Below are 15,573 nucleotides of genomic sequence, written 5' to 3'. Positions count from 1 at the left end.
GGGCACGCCCCATCATCCTCCGTGTTCACCGCGCGCGCACGTCGGGCGTTGCCCCGTCGACCGCCGTGGTAAGCAGCCACCGATGTCGTCGGCCGTGCCCCCGGAGCAGCGCGCGCTCACCCGCGCCGCGCTGGCCGAGCTGGGCGTGGACCGGCTGCTGCTCGCCATCCACGGCGCCAGCTTCCCGGCGGATCCCGACGAGGACCTCGGCGCCGGCGCCCCGGGCACCCGCGCCGGCCACCGGCTGCTCGAGCTCGCGCACGCCCTCGGCTTCACCGGGCTGCAGCTCGGCCCCGCGGGCGAGACCTCGCGCGGCAACCCGTCACCCTACGACGGGACGATCTTCTCGCGCGCGCTGGCCTCGATCCCCAAGGCCAGCCTCGAGCCCGACGGCGAGTTCGCGGGGCTGCTCGACCCGGCCGCGCTCGCGGCGCGGCGAGGCGACGGCGGTGACCGCGGCGATCATCAGCGGGCCCACGACGCCGCCCACGGCCTGGTCGACGCGGCCTGGGCCAGCTTCGCGCGCGGCGCGCGTCCGGACCTGGCGCCGCGGCTGCGCGCGTTCGCGCACACCCACCAGCGCTGGCTCGAGCGCGACGCGCTGCACGCGGCGCTGACCGCGGTCCACGGCGGCGTCGGCGCCGACGCCTGGCCCGATCCGCTCGACGCGACGCTGTTCCTCGACGACGCGCCCGCGCGCTGCGACCGCCGCGCCGCGCTGCGCCGCGCCCACGCCGACGCGATCGCGCGCTACGGGTTCGGCCAGCTCCTCGCCCACGCCGCCCACGATCAGGTCCGCGCCCGCGCCCGCGCCCTCGACCTGGCGCTCTACGCCGATCTGCAGGTCGGCCTGGCGCCGAGCGACGCCTGGAGCTGGGCCGCGGCGTTCCTGCCCGACTACGTCGTCGGCGCGCCGCCGAGCCGGACCAACGCCGACGGCCAGCCGTGGAACTACCCGGTGCTCGATCCCGACCAGCTCCACCCGGGCGGCGCCGCGCTCGAGCTGGTCCGGGCCCGCGCCGACAAGACCTTCGCCGAGCACGACAGCGCGCGGATCGATCACCCGCACGGCCTGGTGTGCCCCTGGGTCTACCGCCGCGACGCCGTCGATGCCGCGGCGGCGGTGCGCGCCGGCGCGCGGCTGTACGAGGCGCCCGACCTGCCCGACCACCCCCGCCTGGCCCGCTACGCCATCGCCACCGCGGCGCAGCTCGATCGGACCCAGGCCCGCCATGCCGACGGCTGGGTCACCGCGCTGACGCCGGCCCAGGTCGATCGCTACGCGATCCTGGTCGACGTGCTCGTCGACGCGGCCGCGCGCCACGGCTGCGCGCGCGCCGCGATCTCGTGCGAGGTCCTGAGCACGCTGCCGCTGCCGCTCGCGCGCGTGCTCGGGCGCCACCACCTCGGCCGCTGGCGCGTGCTGCAGAAGGCCAACCTCGACGACGCCACCGACGTCTACCGGGCCGAGAACGCCGCGCCCGCCGACTGGGTGATGCTCGGCAACCACGACACGCCGTCGATCTTCGGCCTGATCGACGGCTGGGCCCCGGCGCGCCGCGCCCGGTGGGCCGCCCACCTCGTGACCCGGCTCGCGCTGGCGCCAGCCGCGACCGCCGCGCTCGTCGGTGAGCCGGGGCTGCTCGCCGCGGCGATGCTGGCCGAGGCGCTGGCCAGCCCGGCCGGCAACGCGATGGTGTTCTTCGCCGATCTGTTCGGCTACGCCGCGCGGTTCAACGTGCCCGGGACCTTCGCCGACGCCAACTGGTCCTTGCGCCTGCCGGCCGGGTTCGCCGACCAGTACGCCGCCCGGGTCGCCCGCGGCGCCGCGCTCGACCTGCCGCTGGCGCTGGCGCTGGCGCTGCGCGCGCGCGGCTCGACCTCGACCGCGCTGATCACCCAGCTCGAGGCGCTGGCCGGCGCCGCAGGAACAGCGCTCCGAGCGGCGGCAGCACCAGGTTGATCGACAGCGCGTGGCCCTGGGCCGGGACCGGCGTCGCCTCGACGCCGCCGAGGTTGCCCTGGCCGCTGCCGCCGAGCGCGACCGCGTCGGTGTTGACCAGCTCGTCCCACCAGCCCGGCGCCGGCACGCCGACGCGGTAGTTCGGGCGCGGCACCGGCGTGAAGTTGAGCGCGACGATCACGACCTCGCCGTCGCGCGCGCGGCGCTCGTAGACCAGCACGCTGCGCTCGGCGTCGTCGACCACCAGCCACCGGAACCCGCCGGGCGCGCAGTCGAGCTCGTGCAGCGCCGGCTCGTCCTTGTAGACCCGGTTGAGCTCGCCGACCAGGAGCTGGATCTGCCGGTGGGCCGGATCGTCGGGCAGGTCGAGCAGGTCCCAGGGCAGGCCGGCGTCGTGGTCCCACTCGCGGTCGGCCGCCAGCTCGGCGCCCATGAACAGGAGCTTCTTGCCCGGCTGCGAGTACATGTACGCGTAGAGCAGGCGCAGGTTCGCGAACTGCTGCCAGCGATCGCCCGGCATCTTGCCGAGCAGCGACCGCTTGCCGTGGACGACCTCGTCGTGGGACAGCGGCAGCACGAACGCCTCGGCGTACAGGTACAGCCCGCGCATCGTCAGCTCGCCGTGGTGGTGGCGCCGGTGGACCGGCTCGCGCGCGAAGTACGCGAGCGTGTCGTGCATCCAGCCCATGTCCCACTTGTAGTCGAAGCCGAGGCCGTCGGCGGCGGGGCCGGTGACGTGGGGCCACGCGGTCGACTCCTCGGCGATCGTCACGACGTCGGGGCGCTCGCGCCGGATCGCGGCGTTGAGCCGCTGCAGCAGCACCACCGCCTCCTCGTTCTGGTTGCCGCCGTGGGCGTTCGCGACCCACTCGCCGTCCTTGCGGCCGTAGTCGCGGTAGAGCATCGTCGCGACGCCATCGACGCGGAGCCCGTCGACGTGGAACCGATCGATCCACGCCAGCGCGCTCGACAGGAGGAAGCTGCGCACCTCCTCGCGGCCGTAGTCGAAGATCTGCGTGCTCCACTCGGGGTGGAACCCGCGCCGCGGATCGGCGTACTCGAACAGCGGCGTGCCGTCGAAGAAGACCAGGCCGTGCTCGTCGTTGGGGAAGTGGGCCGGCACCCAGTCCATGATCACGCCGAGGCCGGCGCCGTGGAGCAGGTCGATCAACGCCATCAGGTCCTCGGGCTCGCCGTAGCGCGAGGTCGCGGCGAAGTAGCCGGTGGTCTCGTAGCCCCACGAGCCGTAGAACGGGTGCTCGGTCAGCGGCAACAGCTCGACGTGGGTGAAGCCGAGCCGGCGCGCGTGCTCGACCAGGAGCGGCGCGGCCTCGCGGTAGGTGAGCGACCGGCCGTCCTCGGCGTGCCGCCGCCACGACCCGAGGTGGACCTCGTAGATCGACATCGGCGCGGTCAGCGCGTTGACGGCGCCGCGGCGCGCGAGCCAGGCGGCGTCGGTCCAGACGTACGCGCGGTCCCAGACGATCGACGCGGTGCCGGGCGCGACCTCGTGGCGGCGCGCGAACGGATCGGCCTTGGCGACCCGGTACCCGCCGACGCGCGACGCGATCTCGTACTTGTAGAGCGCGCCGTGGCCGACGCCGGGCACGACGCCGCTCCACACGCCGGTGTCCCCGACCGGCGCCAGCGGCGCGACCCCAGGTGCCCAGCGGTTGAACTCGCCGATCACGCTGACCGCGGCCGCCGCGGGCGCCCAGACCGCGAACCGGGTGCCGCCCGGCACCGGGTGGGCCCCCAGCGTATCGTGGAGCCGCGGGTGCGTGCCCTCGCGCAGCAGGTGCGCGTCGAGCTCGCCGAACTCGTGCCGCTCGGTCATCGGGCGTCCTCGGTCAGCGCCAGCAGCCCGCGCAGCGGGATCTCGACCCAGGCCGGGCGGTTGTCCAGCTCGTACCCGATCTCGTAGATGCACTTCTCGAGCAGGTAGAAGTCGAGCAGCATCGCGACGTCGCCGGGGCTGGCGGGCAACAGCGCGGAGCCCGCGAGCACCTCGAGGTACCCGCCCAGGAACGCCGCCGACACCCACTCGGGCCAGGCCTGCGCCCACGGCGCCAACACCGGCGCGTCCTGGGGCCGCACGCGCCCGTCGCGTCGGGCCGCCTCGCCGGCGTAGTGGAACGACCGCACCATGCCGGCGACGTCGCGCAGCGGGCAGCGCTTGAACCGCCGCTGCGACAGCGGCCGCGCCGGCTCGCCCTCGAAGTCGATGATCACGAAGTCGTCGCCGGTCCACAGCACCTGGCCCAGGTGGTAGTCGCCGTGGACGCGGATCCGCGTCACGTCGAGCTTGCGCGCGGTGATCCGCGCCAGCGCGCGATCGGTGTCGGCCTCGCGCGCCAGCGCCCGCTCGGCCAGCGCCCGGGTCTCGTCGGGCAGCTGCGTCAGCTGCGCGCGCAGCACCTCGTACGTGCGCGCCATCAGCCCGCTCGCGCCCTGGTACAGCGACTGCTGGTGCATGATGTCGAACGGCTGCGGCGCGAACAGCGGATCGGACGGCTCCGACGCGAGCACCTGGTGCAGCTCGGCGGTGCGCTGGCCCAGCAGCCGCGCGCGGTCCAGGAACGGGCCCACCCACTCGGCCACCTGCGCGGTCGGTGCCACCGCGGCCCGGGCCAGGAGCGTGGGCGCGAGCGGCTCCGGCGCCTCGGGCCGCGCGCCGTCGGCCAGGAGCCGGTCGAAGCAGCGATCGAGCGCGTCGAGCGCGAGCTGCCAGGCGTCGCCCTGGTTGGGGACGAAGTCGAACAGCACGCCGATCGTCGTCGACTCCTGCCCCGCGCGACGATACTCGAGCGCGCCGGCCAGGCGCGCCACGCCGCGGGCGTCGCGCCGGTGGAGGAACCGCCCGAGCTCGTCCTCGGTGCTCGGCCCCTCGGCCGCGACCCGGAACAGCTTGAGCAGGTACCGGCCGCCGTAGATGATCGCGCTGTTGCTCTGCTCGGCGGTCACCAGGCGTGGGCCGAGCTCGACGTCGGGCGCGAGCGCGGCCAGCGACGGGAACGCCTCGCCGACCAGCGCGCCGTGGCCGCCGGCGATCGTGGCCTGGTCGCGCATCAGCGCCAGCGGCGCCGCCGCGAACGCCTCGCTCACCACCGCGTCCACCAGCGTCCCGCCGTCGCCCGCCGAGCCGATCGTCACCGCGGCGATCACGCCGACCACCGGCCGCGCGCTGTCGGGCGCGTCGGGCACGAACGCGACCGGGATCGCGTAGGTCTCGCTGGCGCCGTGCTGGTACTCGAACTGCAAGAGCACGAGCGCGTGCCCGTCGCCGGTCGGCACCACGTCGGTGATCGCGGTGTGCTTGACCGTCCGGGACTTGCTCCGGAACCACCGCCGCGCGCGCGCGTACGTGGTCAGCACCCGCGCCAGCTCGGCCCGCCGCGGCGCCGCCAGCACCTCGGCCCAGCCAGCGCGGCAGGCCAGGGTCGGCGCGCCCGCGTCGAGCGCCGCCGGCGCCGCCGGCTCGAGCGACAGCCAGTAGAACCCGTGCGGCCCGAGCGAGACGAAGTACGGCGCGTCGGTGACCTCGGGGAACCGCATCCGGCCGAACATCTCGACCGGGACCGTGCCCGCGAGCTGCCGCAGGTCGAAGCGCGCGCACTGCACGAACCGCGACAGGTTCGCGAGCACGAGCACGCGCTCGCCGTCGTAGGCGCGCACGAACCCGAGGATGCGCGGGTTGTCGCTGGTGACGAACTCGATCGTGCCGCGGCCGAAGACCCGGTGCTCCTTGCGCTTGGCGATCAGGTGCTTCATCCACCACAAGAGCGACGACGGGTTGGCCTGCTGGGCCTCGACGTTGATCGCCTCGTAGTGGAACTCGGGGTCGATGATCGTCGGCAGGTACAGCTTCTGCGGGTTGGCCCGCGAGAAGCCGCCGTTGCGGTCGCCGCTCCACTGCATCGGCGTGCGGACGCCGTTGCGGTCGCCGAGGTAGATGTTGTCGCCCATGCCGATCTCGTCGCCGTAGTAGATGACCGGCGTGCCCGGCAGCGACAGCAAGAGCGCGTTCATCAGCTCGACCTTGCGGCGCACCGTCAACAGCGGCATCAGCCGGCGGCGGATGCCGAGGTTGATCCGGGCGTGGCGCTCGGACGCGTAGGCCCGGATCATCGAGTCGCGATCCTCGTCGGTCACCATCTCGAGCGTCAGCTCGTCGTGGTTGCGCAGGAACGTCGCCCACTGGCAGCTCTCGGGGATCGCCGGCGTGCGCTTGATGATGTTGACGATCGGGAAGCTGTCCTCCTGCTGGATCGCCATGAACATCCGCGGCATCAGCGGGAAGTGGAAGTTCATGTGGCACTCGTCGCCGTCGCCGAAGTAGGCGGCGGCGTCCGACGGCCACTGGTTGGCCTCGGCCAGGAGCATCCGGTTCGGGAACTTGGCGTCGATGTGCGCGCGCAGCTGCTTCAGGAACGCGTGGGTCTCGGGCAGGTTCTCGCAGCTCGTGCCCTCGCGCTCGAACAGGTACGGCACCGCGTCGAGGCGCATGCCGTCGACGCCCAGCTCCATCCAGAAGTCGATCACCTCGAACAGCGCGGCCTGGACGTCCGGGTTCTCGAAGTTGAGGTCGGGCTGGTGGGCGTAGAACCGGTGCCAGTAGTAGGCGTTCGCGACCGGGTCCCACGACCAGTTCGAGGTCTCGAAGTCCTGAAAGATGATCCGGGCGTCGGCGTAGCGCTTGGGCGTGTCGCTCCAGACGTACCAGGCGCGGTGGGGGCTGCCCGCCGGCGCCTGCCGGGCCCGCTGGAACCACGGGTGCTCGGCCGAGGTGTGGTTCAGCACCAGCTCGGTGATCACGCGCAGGCCGCGCTGGTGGGCCTCGCGCAGCAGCCGGGCCACGTCGGCGCGGGTGCCGTAGTGCTCGTGGACGCCGGTGTAGTCGGCGATGTCGTAGCCGCCGTCGCGCAGCGGCGACGGATAGAACGGCAGCAGCCAGATCGCGGTGGCGCCGAGATCGACGAGGTAGTCGAGCTGCTCGATCAGGCCCGGCAGGTCGCCGATGCCGTCGCCGTTGGCGTCCTTGAACGCACGGATGTGCAGCTCGTAGATGACGGCGTCCTTGTACCAGAACGGATCATCGGTCGACTCGAGGGGCGCGGGCGCGGGCGTGGGTGGGGTCATAGGAAGTACTCGAAGTGCTGCTCGCGCCGGACCAGCCGGCGCAGCTCGAACACATGGGCCGGCATGACCCCGGGCGCGAGCTCGACGTAGTTGCGCGGCCCGCGCCACAGGTAGTGGGCGTCGCCGAGCAGATCGTGGACCTGGAAGGCCTCGTCCGCGGCCACGCCCAGCTCGGCGAGGTCGAGGTCGAGCCAGGCGCCGTGGGTGTGGTGCGGGTCGAGGTTGACGACCACCAGGATCACGTCGCGGTGATCGGCGGTGCGCTTGGAGAAGCACAGCACGAGGTCGTGCGCACAGGGGTGGAACCGCAGCGAGCGGTTCGCGTGCAGCGCCGGGTGCGCGCGCCGGATCCGGTTGAGCCGCGCCAGCACGTGGCGCAGGCTGTCGGGCCGATCGAGGTCCCAGGCGCGCAGCTGGTACTTCTCGTTTTGGGCCAGCTCCTCGGCGCCGACCCGCGGCGTGTGCTCCATGAGCTCGTACGACGGGCCGTAGATCCCGTAGGCGCTGGCGAGGGTCCCGGCCAGGATCGCCCGGGCGACGAACGCGGCCGGGCCGCCGTGGACGAGGTGCTCGGGGAAGATGTCGGGCGTCGTCGGCCAGAAGTTGGGCCGGAAGTAGTCGGCGACGTCGGTCTGGGTCAGCTCCTCGAGGTAGCGCGTCAGCTCGAGCTTGGTGGTCCGCCAGGTGAAGTACGTGTACGACTGCGAGAAGCCGCCCTTGGCCAGCGCGTAGGTCAGCTTGGGCCGCGTGAACGCCTCGGCCAGGAACAGCGCGTCGGGGTAGGTCGCCTGGACCTGGGCGATGCACCACTCCCAGAACGGCAGCGGCTTGGTGTGGGGGTTGTCGACGCGGAAGCACCGCACGCCGCGCTCGGCCCAGAACAAGAAGATGCCCAGGAGCGCGTCCCACAGCGCCTCCCAGTCGGCCGACTCGAAGTCGAACGGGTAGACGTCCTGGTACCTCTTGGGCGGGTTCTCGGCGTACTGGATGCTGCCGTCGGGGCGGGCCCGGAACCAGGTCGGGTGCGCGGTCACCCACGGGTGATCGGGCGAGGCCTGCAGCGCGATGTCGAGCGCGACCTCGAGGCCGTGGTCGCGCGCCGCCGCGACGAAGTGATCGAAGTCGGCGAGCGTGCCGAGATCCGGATGCACGCTGGTGTGGCCGCCCGCGGCGCCGCCGATCGCCCACGGGCTGCCGGGATCGTCGGGGCCAGCGACCGGCGCGTTGTCGGGGCCCTTGCGGAACGCCTGGCCGATCGGATGGATCGGCGGCAGGTACAGGATGTCGAAGCCGAGCTCGGCGACGTAGGCGAGCCGAGCCTCGGCGTCGCGGAGCGTGCCGTGGCGCCCGGCCGGGCCGGTCGAGCGCGGGAACAGCTCGTACCAGGCGGCGCAGCGGGCCAGCGGTCGCTCGACGTGCAGCTCGAGCGGGTGGCGGTAGCCGGTCGCGCGGGTCCGGTCGGGGTGGCGCGCGATCGCGGCGGCGAGGCCGACGTCGGCGGCGGCGGCGATCCGCGCGGGCAGCGGCCCGGGCCCGCGCACCGTCGTCGCGGCCGCGGCCAGCGGGCCCCGATCGATCCCGGTCGACCGCGCGGCCGCGGCCTCGATCAGCGCGGCGCCCTCGAGCAGCTCGACCGTCACGTCGGCGCCGGCCGCGACCTTGCGCTCGAGCCCGTGGCGCCAGGTGGCGAACGCGTCGACCCAGCCCAGGGCGACGCACTGGTAGCGGCCGAGCCGGGTCGGCGTGAACGTCGCGCGCCAGGTGTCGTTGCCCGCGGGCGTCAGCGGGGTCTCGCGCCAGGCCTCGTCGGCCGCGTGGCGGTACTGCAGCACGGCGGCCAGCACGTCGTGGCCGTCGGCCAGCAGATCGGCCTCGATCGTCACCGGCTCGTCGAGGATGCGCTTGGCCGGGTAGCGGCCGCCGTCGACCTCGGGCCGCATCGCCAGCACGACCACGCGCTGCCGACCGTCGCCGACCGGCCTCACGCGCCGGCTCCCGCGCCGGGCGCCGGCGCCGCCACCATCGCGAACGCCGCGCGCAGGGCGTGGCCGACCACGTCGGGGCTCGCCATCGGCATGGCCAGGTCGATCAGCTGCCCGCGCGCCGACGAGCGGGAGCGCGCGCCGGCCAACCTCGAGGTCCGGCGGTTCCCGTCGTGGTCGGGGTGGGCGCTGGGTTCGCGCTCGACCGCGCCCGACCATGGGTGCTCGCGCCGGGGCTGGTAGACGTGGCCATGGATCACGAGCGCGGTCATCGGTCGCCTCGATCGGTCAGGTAGATGCGGGCGGTGTGCGGCGGCAGCGCCAGCGGCCCGTCGGTCAGGTCGAGCTCGGTCGGGGCGGCGTCGCCGCCGTAGCGCGGGTCGTCGGTCGCCAGCGCCAGGCGGAGCCGCCCGTCGAGCTCGGGGCACGGCACCCGCTGGGCCCGCGCGGCCAGGTTGCACACCACGCGCGCGCGCTGGCCGCCGGGATCGGCCCGCTCGATCACCAGCCAGCGGGCGGCGTCGCTCGACCACGCCCGGGTCAGGTCCTTGCGGCAGTTGCTCAGGCACGGCGCGCCGCGCCGCAGCGCCAGCAGGTCGCGGTACAGCGCCAGCATCTGCGCGTGCGGCCCCTGCGCGCGCAGGGCCCAGTCGAGCGCGCAGGCCGCGAACGTGGCCTCGGCCTGCGGGTCGACGAAGTCGTCGGCGCCCGCCAGGTCGGCGTGCTCGCGTCGCCGGCCCTCGCGCACCGCGGCGACCAGCGCGGGATCGCCGTGGCTGACGAAGTACTGGAACGGCGCCGGCTCGGCGTACTCCTCGCCCATGAACAGGAGCGGCAGGTTCGGCGCGGTCAGGAGCACGGTCGCGGCCAGGGCGTGGGCGCGGTGGCCGACGATCGTCGTCAGCCGCCGGCCCTGCGAGCCGTTGGCGATCTGATCGTGGTTCTGCACGTACACGACGAACTGCTCGCCCGGGCGCGCGACCGCCGACGTGCCGTGGCGGCGCCGACGGTGGGCCGAGCGCTGGCCGTCGTAGACGAAGCTCGCGGTCACGGCCTTGGCCACGTCCGCGACCTCGCCGAAGTCGGCGAAGTAGCCACGGCGATCGCCGGTCAGCGCGGTGCGCAGCGCGTGGTGGAAGTCGTCGCTCCACTGCGCGTCGAGCCCGTAGCCGCCGACCGCCGGCGGCGCGATCACGCGCACGTCGTTGAGGTCGCTCTCGGCGATGACGTGGGTCTGGCGATCGGGCACCGCGGCGGTCACCGCCGCGCGCAGCTCGGCCAGCAGGTGCCGCGGCGCGTGATCGAAGATGCCGTGGATCGCGTCGAGCCGGAGCCCGTCGACGTGGTACTCGCGGAACCACATCACCGCGTTGGTGAGCAGGTGCCGGCGGACGCCGTCGGCGTCGGCGCCGTCGAGGTTGAGCGCCGGGCCCCAGGGCGTGCGGTGCGTGTCGGTGACGTACGGGCCGAAGTCGCCGAGGTAGTTGCCCTCGGGGCCGAGGTGGTTGTAGACGACGTCGAGCACGACCGCGAGGCCGACCGCGTGGGCCGCGTCGACGAACCCGCGCAGGCCGTCGGGCCCGCCGTAGGTCGACTGCGGGGCGAACAGGTGGACCCCGTCGTAGCCCCAGTTGCGCCCGCCCGGGAACTCGGCCACCGGCATCAGCTCGACGGCGGTGACGCCGAGCTCGGCGAGCTGCCGCAGGCGCGCGGCCGCGGCCGCGAACGTGCCCTCGGGCGTGAACGTGCCGACGTGGAGCTCGTAGGTGACGAGCTCGGCCAGCGCGCGCCCGCGCCAGCCGGCGTCGGTCCACGGGTACGCGTCGGGGTCGAGCACCCGCGACGGCCCGTGCACGCCGTGCGGCTGCCAGCGGCTGACCGGGTCGGGGCGCACCAGGGCGTCGTCGAGGACGTAGCTGTAGTCGGCGTCGAGCCCGGCCCCGATCACGATCGCCTCGTAGACGTCGTCGGCGCCGCGCGCCAGCGGCAAGGTCTGCGCGCCCAGGCGCACGCGCAGCGACCGGGCCCGCGGCGCCCACACCCGGAACCGGACGCCGCCGGCGGTCGGCGTGGCGCCGAGCTGCAGGTCGACGGTCACGGCCGCGCCTCGAGGATCGCCACCGGCAGGTGGGCGAAGACGTCGGCCAGCGCCAGGGTCGAGCGCTCCGACGGCGCGAGCGTGCGCCCGGTCAGCGCGTCCGTGTACGCGGCGGCCGACGTCGGCCCGAGGTCGATCGTGGTGTCGCCCCAGCGCGCGCCGATCGGCGCCGCCGGCGGCTCGGCGGCCCCCCCCCCCCCGGCGGCGGCCGCCCCCCCCCCCGGCCCCCCCCCCCGCCCGCCCGGCGGCGCCCCCCCCCCCCCCCCGCGGGCCCCCCGCGCCCCCCCCCCCCCCGGCCCCCCCGACCCCCCCCCCCCCCCCCGCCCCCCCCCCCGCCCCCCCCCCCCCCCCCCCTCCCCCCCCCCCCCCCGGGCCCGCCCCCGGCCCCCCCCCCCCGCCGCCCCCCCCGCCCCCCGCCCGCCCCCCCCCGCCCGCCCCCCCCCCCCCCCCGCCCCCCGGCGCCCCCGCCCCGCCGGGGCCACCCCCCCGCCCCCCCCGGAGCGCCCGCCCCCCGCGGCCGTCCCCCCCCCCCGCCGCCCGGGGCCCCCCCGCCCCCGCCCCCGCGCGGCGCCGCCCCCCCCCGCGGCCCCCCCCCGCCCGCCCGGCCCCCCCCCCCCCCCCCGGCCGCCCCCCCCCCCCCCTCGGCCGCCCGCCCCGCCCCCACCGGCGGGGCCCCCCCCCCGGCCCCCGCCCCCCGGCCCCCTCCGCCGCCCCCGCCGGCCGCCCCGGCCGCCTGCCCCGGCCCCGGCCCCGCCCCCCCCCCCCCCCCGGCCCCGGCCCCCGGCCCCCCGCCGCCCCCCCCCCGCCCCCCGCCGCCGCCGGCCCCGGGCCCCCCCCCGGCGGGACGGGCCGCCGGGCCGCCCCCCCCGGGGCGCGGCCCGCCGGCCGCCCGCCGCCCCGCCCGCCCCGCCCCCCCCGGCCCGCCCCCCCCCCCCCCCCCCCCCCCCGCGCGCGGCCCCCCCCCCCCCCCCCCCCCCCGCGGCCCCGGCCGCCCCCCGCCCGGCGCCGGGGGGCCCCCCCCCCCCGCCCCCCCCCGGCCCCCCCCCCCCCGCCCCGCCCCCGCGCCCCCGGGCCGCGGCCCCGCCCCTCGCGCCCCCCGCCCCCGCCCCCCCGGGCCCCGTCCCCCGCCCCGGGGGGCCCGGGCCCCGAGCCCCCCCGCCCCGCGGCCCGCGCGCGGGGCGCGGGGGCGCCCCCCCGCCCCCGCGGCGGGGCGCCCGCCCGCGCCGCGGGCCGGCCGCCCGCCCCCCCGGCCCCCCGCGGGCCGCCCCCCCCGGCGCGGGCGCGCCCCCCTGGCCCCGCGGGGCGCGCGGCCGCTGCGGCCGGCCCCCGCGCCCCCGCCGCGGCCCCGGTCGCCCGCGCCCCCGGTCCCGTCCGCCGCCGGGCGCCCGCCGCGCGCGGAGCGCCCGGGCCGCGCCGCGCCGGCCCTCGCGGGGGCCGCGGCCGGCCGGGGGGCGCGGGGGCGCGGTCCGCGCCCGCCGCCCGCCGGCGGCCGCGCGCGCCCCCCCGGCGGCCCCGGCGGGCCCGGCGGCCCGCCGCCCCCGCGGCCCGCCCGCCCCCCCGCCCGGGGGGGGCCGCCGGCGGGGGGCCCCCGCCGGCCGGCACGCCCCCGGGGGGCCCCCGCCCGGCCGGCCCCCCCGGCCCCGCCGCCGCGGCCCCCGGTCCCGGGGCCGCGCGGCCCCGGCGCCGCCGGCGCCGGCCCCGGCCCGCGGCCCCCGGCCCCCCCCGCCCCCGCCCGCGCCGCCCCGCGGCGCCGCCCTCGCGGGGCGCCGGCCGGCCGCGGGGCCGGGCGCGGCGCGGGCCGGCCCCCGCCCGCCGGCGGCCGCCGGGGGCGCCCGGCCCCCCCCCCCGCCCCCCGGGCCCCGGCCCCCCGCCGGGCCCGCCCCGGCCCCCGCGCCGCGGCGCGGCGCCCCCCCCCCCCGCCCCCCCGGCGCACCCGGCGCGGGTGGCCGGCCGCCCCCGCCCCCCCCGCGGCGCGCGCGGCGCGGCCGCTCGCCCCGGGCGGCGCCGGGGGGCGCGCGCCGGGCCGCCCCGCCCCGCCGCGCCGCGGCGCCCCCCCCGCGCGCCCGGGGGCCCCCCCGCCCCCCGCGGCCCGCCGCCCCCGCCCCGCCCCGGCCCCCCCGCGGCGGCCCTCCCGCCCCGCCCCTCGCCGCGCGGGCCCGCGCGGCGCCGGGGCGGCGCGGCCCCGGCGGGGGCGCCGGCGGCCCCCCCCGGCGCCCGCGGCGGCGCCGCGGCGCGGCCGCGCCGCGCCGCGCGGGCCGGCGGGCGCCGCCCCGCGGCCCCGCGCCGGCGGGGGGCCCCCGGGCGCGGCGGGGGCGGCGGGGGGGGGGCGCGGCGGGCGGCCCGCGGGGGGCCGCCTCGCGCCGCGCCGCGCCCCCCCCCCCCCCCCCCCCCCCCCCCGCCCGCCCGCGGCCCCCCCCCGCCCCGCCGGCGGCCCTGGGGGGGGCCCCCGGCGGTGGCGGCGCAGGCGCGGCGCCGGCGGGCCGCCCGGCGCGGCCCCCCCCCCGCCCCCCCCCCCGCCGTTGGCGCCGGCGCCGCCCCTGCGGTTGGGCCCCCCCCCCCCCGGGCGCCCCCCCGCCCGCGCCGGGCGCCGTGGCGAACTCGACCAGCTGCGCCTCGGTGCCGAGCGCCGGATCGACGCGCTCGTGATCGATGACGTCGTACCCGTGGTTGCTGCCCGGCGCGGCCGCCAGGAACGGCGACGCGTAGCAGTCGGAGACGCCCAGATCGTGGAGGTAGCCGGTCAGGTCTCGGGCGGCGTCGAGGCCGAGCCCGTGGAGCTGCAGCCGATAGGTAGCGGTGGGGATCCTCATGAATTGCGACCGCAAGTCGTAAATGACCATAGGTCGCCAAATGACCGATTGTCAATGCAATGAGTCTCTCATGTTGTTGAAATGCAGGTATATTTGTGTAAATACTGGTCGTAGACGACCGTGAAAGAGCCAGATCGCCGCGAGCGGAAGAAGGAACGAACGCGTCAAGCGTTGCTCGATGTCGCCATTCGGCTGATCGCGGAGCGCGGGGTCTACGGCACGCGCATCGAGGACATCACCGAGCGCAGCGACCTGGGCAAGGGCGCCTTCTACAACTACTTCGAGTCCAAGGATCGCCTGATCGCCGAGCTGGTCGCCCAGGGCGTCGAGCTGCTGGACAACCGCTACCTCGCCCCGGTGCACGTGCGCGCGCCCGCCGACCGGGTCGCCGCGGTGATCGCGGCGCACGAGGCCTTCTTCGACGATCACCCCGCGTACGTGGTGCTGTTCCACCAGGCCCGGGGCCTCGCGAGCGTCCGCGCGACCGCCAGCGCTGCGCTCGCCAGCGTGTTCACCGAGTACCTGCGCCGCACCGGCGCGGCGATCGTGGCGCCCGAGGACCGGGGCCAGCTCTCCGATGCCGCCCTGATCGATCTCGCCGCGGTGCTGGCCGGAGCGATCGCCGGCGCTCGCTCGTTCCGGCTGTCGTCGGGCCTCGACGCGTCGTCGCCGGCCGTCACCGACGTGCTGACCGCGGGCGTGTCCGCCACCCTCGCGGCGCTGCCGCGGACCCCGTCGACCTGACCCGCGTCGACCGTCGTCAGCGGCGGAAGTCGACGTAGCCCTGCGTCGTGTAGTCCGAGCAGGTCTGCGCGTACGCGCTGGCGGCGGCCCCCGGGCCCGGGTACGAGACCGCGCGCCAGCGACCGCGCCGCCCGACCGTGCCGTCGCCGATCACCAGCGACGCGCCCAGGCGGTAGATCACCGCGAACCCAGGCGTCCCGTCGGGCGTGAACCCGCGCAGCGAACGCGCGTCGCCCGCCGGTGCGACCCCAGGCGGCGGCGCCGCGGCGTCGGGATCGCCGTCGGGCAACGCGTCGAGCGGCGGCAGCACGACGAGATCGACCGCCTCGGTGAGATCCTCGGCCGACGTCGACGCCGCCGGCTTGGCCTCGGCCCTCGGCCGTGCGTCTGCCTCCAGCTTCGCCTCGACCTTGGCCGCCAGCGCCTCGACCTTTGCCTCCGGCTTCGCCTCGGCCTTCGCCTCTGGTGTCGCCTCGGCCTTTGCCTCTGGCGTCGCCTCGGTCTTCGCCTCTGGCGTCGCCTCGGCCTTCGCCTCTGACGTCGCCTCGGCCTTCGCCTCTGGCGTCGCCTCGGCCTTCGCCTCCGGCGTTGCCTCGACCTTTGCCTCGGGCTTCGCCTCCGGATCCGAGGTGTCGTCGCCCTTGGCCTTGGCCTTGGCCTTGGCCTTGGCCGCCCGCGCCGCGTCTGCGCCCTTGGCGTCCTGGTCGTCCGCCTTCTTGGCGTCCTTCTTGGCGTCGTCCTCGCCGTCCGCCTTCTTGGCGTCCTGGTCGTCGGAGTGGGCGTGACGGTCGGTCGTGGTCATGGCAAGCCTCGGCAACGGAGCGCCGACGTCATCCG

The 15,573-nt window shown here is 77.6% G+C and carries 7 protein-coding genes and 1 pseudogene; 2 read left to right on the top strand and 6 right to left on the bottom strand.

Going from position 1 to position 15,573, the window contains the following annotated elements; all coding sequences use genetic code 11:
- Nucleotides 1-82 precede the first annotated feature (82 nt).
- The gene (locus tag IPL61_30385) at nt 83-1,963 is read left to right on the top strand and encodes a 4-alpha-glucanotransferase (protein MBK9035518.1); all 1,881 of its coding nucleotides are present in this window, start codon (nt 83-85) and stop codon (nt 1,961-1,963) included.
- Here IPL61_30385 and glgB read toward each other — a convergent pair.
- The 5 genes and pseudogenes from glgB to IPL61_30360 form a co-directional block, all read right to left on the bottom strand.
- Nucleotides 1,896-3,800, bottom strand: coding sequence for a 1,4-alpha-glucan branching protein GlgB (gene glgB, locus IPL61_30380; GenBank protein ID MBK9035517.1), 1,905 nt, complete (start codon nt 3,798-3,800; stop codon nt 1,896-1,898). The two genes, IPL61_30385 and glgB, sit on opposite strands and share 68 nt — an antisense overlap.
- Nucleotides 3,797-7,102 carry a maltose alpha-D-glucosyltransferase gene (gene treS / locus IPL61_30375; GenBank protein ID MBK9035516.1) on the bottom strand — a complete coding sequence of 1,102 codons (3,306 nt, stop codon included), beginning with the start codon at nt 7,100-7,102 and terminating at the stop codon, nt 3,797-3,799. The genes glgB and treS overlap by 4 nt, the downstream gene beginning before the upstream one ends.
- On the bottom strand, nt 7,099-9,303 hold the full coding sequence (locus IPL61_30370; protein ID MBK9035515.1) for an alpha-1,4-glucan--maltose-1-phosphate maltosyltransferase: 2,205 nt from the start codon (nt 9,301-9,303) through the stop codon (nt 7,099-7,101). Before IPL61_30370 ends, treS begins: the two co-directional genes overlap by 4 nt.
- A 49-nt stretch (nt 9,304-9,352) precedes the next feature.
- Nucleotides 9,353-11,182, bottom strand: a complete 1,830-nt coding sequence (gene treZ / locus IPL61_30365) for a malto-oligosyltrehalose trehalohydrolase (protein ID MBK9035514.1) — start codon at nt 11,180-11,182, stop codon at nt 9,353-9,355.
- Between the two features lie 2,627 nt (nt 11,183-13,809).
- Nucleotides 13,810-14,022: pseudogene (locus tag IPL61_30360) on the bottom strand (hypothetical protein).
- Between the two features lie 141 nt (nt 14,023-14,163).
- On the opposite strand from IPL61_30360, the gene IPL61_30355 reads away from it, so the two are divergent.
- A complete protein-coding gene (locus tag IPL61_30355; GenBank protein ID MBK9035513.1) occupies nt 14,164-14,736 on the top strand; it encodes a TetR/AcrR family transcriptional regulator in 573 nt (190 codons plus the stop codon).
- Nucleotides 14,737-14,752: 16 nt separating this feature from the next.
- Here IPL61_30355 and IPL61_30350 read toward each other — a convergent pair whose 3' ends face one another.
- A complete protein-coding gene (locus IPL61_30350; GenBank protein MBK9035512.1) occupies nt 14,753-15,538 on the bottom strand; it encodes a hypothetical protein in 786 nt (261 codons plus the stop codon).
- Nucleotides 15,539-15,573: the final 35 nt, after the last annotated feature.

It is taken from the genome of Myxococcales bacterium (assembly GCA_016717005.1).
Taxonomy (GTDB): Bacteria; Myxococcota_A; Polyangia; order Haliangiales; family Haliangiaceae; genus UBA2376.
Note: the sequence above shows the minus strand (reverse complement) of the source record. Positions and strands in the feature narration are given on the sequence as shown.

Bases quoted from the DNA above. Each gene is read 5' to 3' on its own strand.
- IPL61_30385 (MBK9035518.1), top strand. From the start codon at position 83: ATGTCGTCGGCCGTGCCCCCGGAGCAGCGCGCGCTCACCCGCGCCGCG.
- glgB (MBK9035517.1), bottom strand. From the start codon at position 3,800: ATGACCGAGCGGCACGAGTTCGGCGAGCTCGACGCGCACCTGCTGCGC.
- treS (MBK9035516.1), bottom strand. From the start codon at position 7,102: ATGACCCCACCCACGCCCGCGCCCGCGCCCCTCGAGTCGACCGATGAT.
- IPL61_30370 (MBK9035515.1), bottom strand. From the start codon at position 9,303: ATGGTCGGGCGCGGTCGAGCGCGAACCCAGCGCCCACCCCGACCACGA.
- IPL61_30350 (MBK9035512.1), bottom strand. From the start codon at position 15,538: ATGACCACGACCGACCGTCACGCCCACTCCGACGACCAGGACGCCAAG.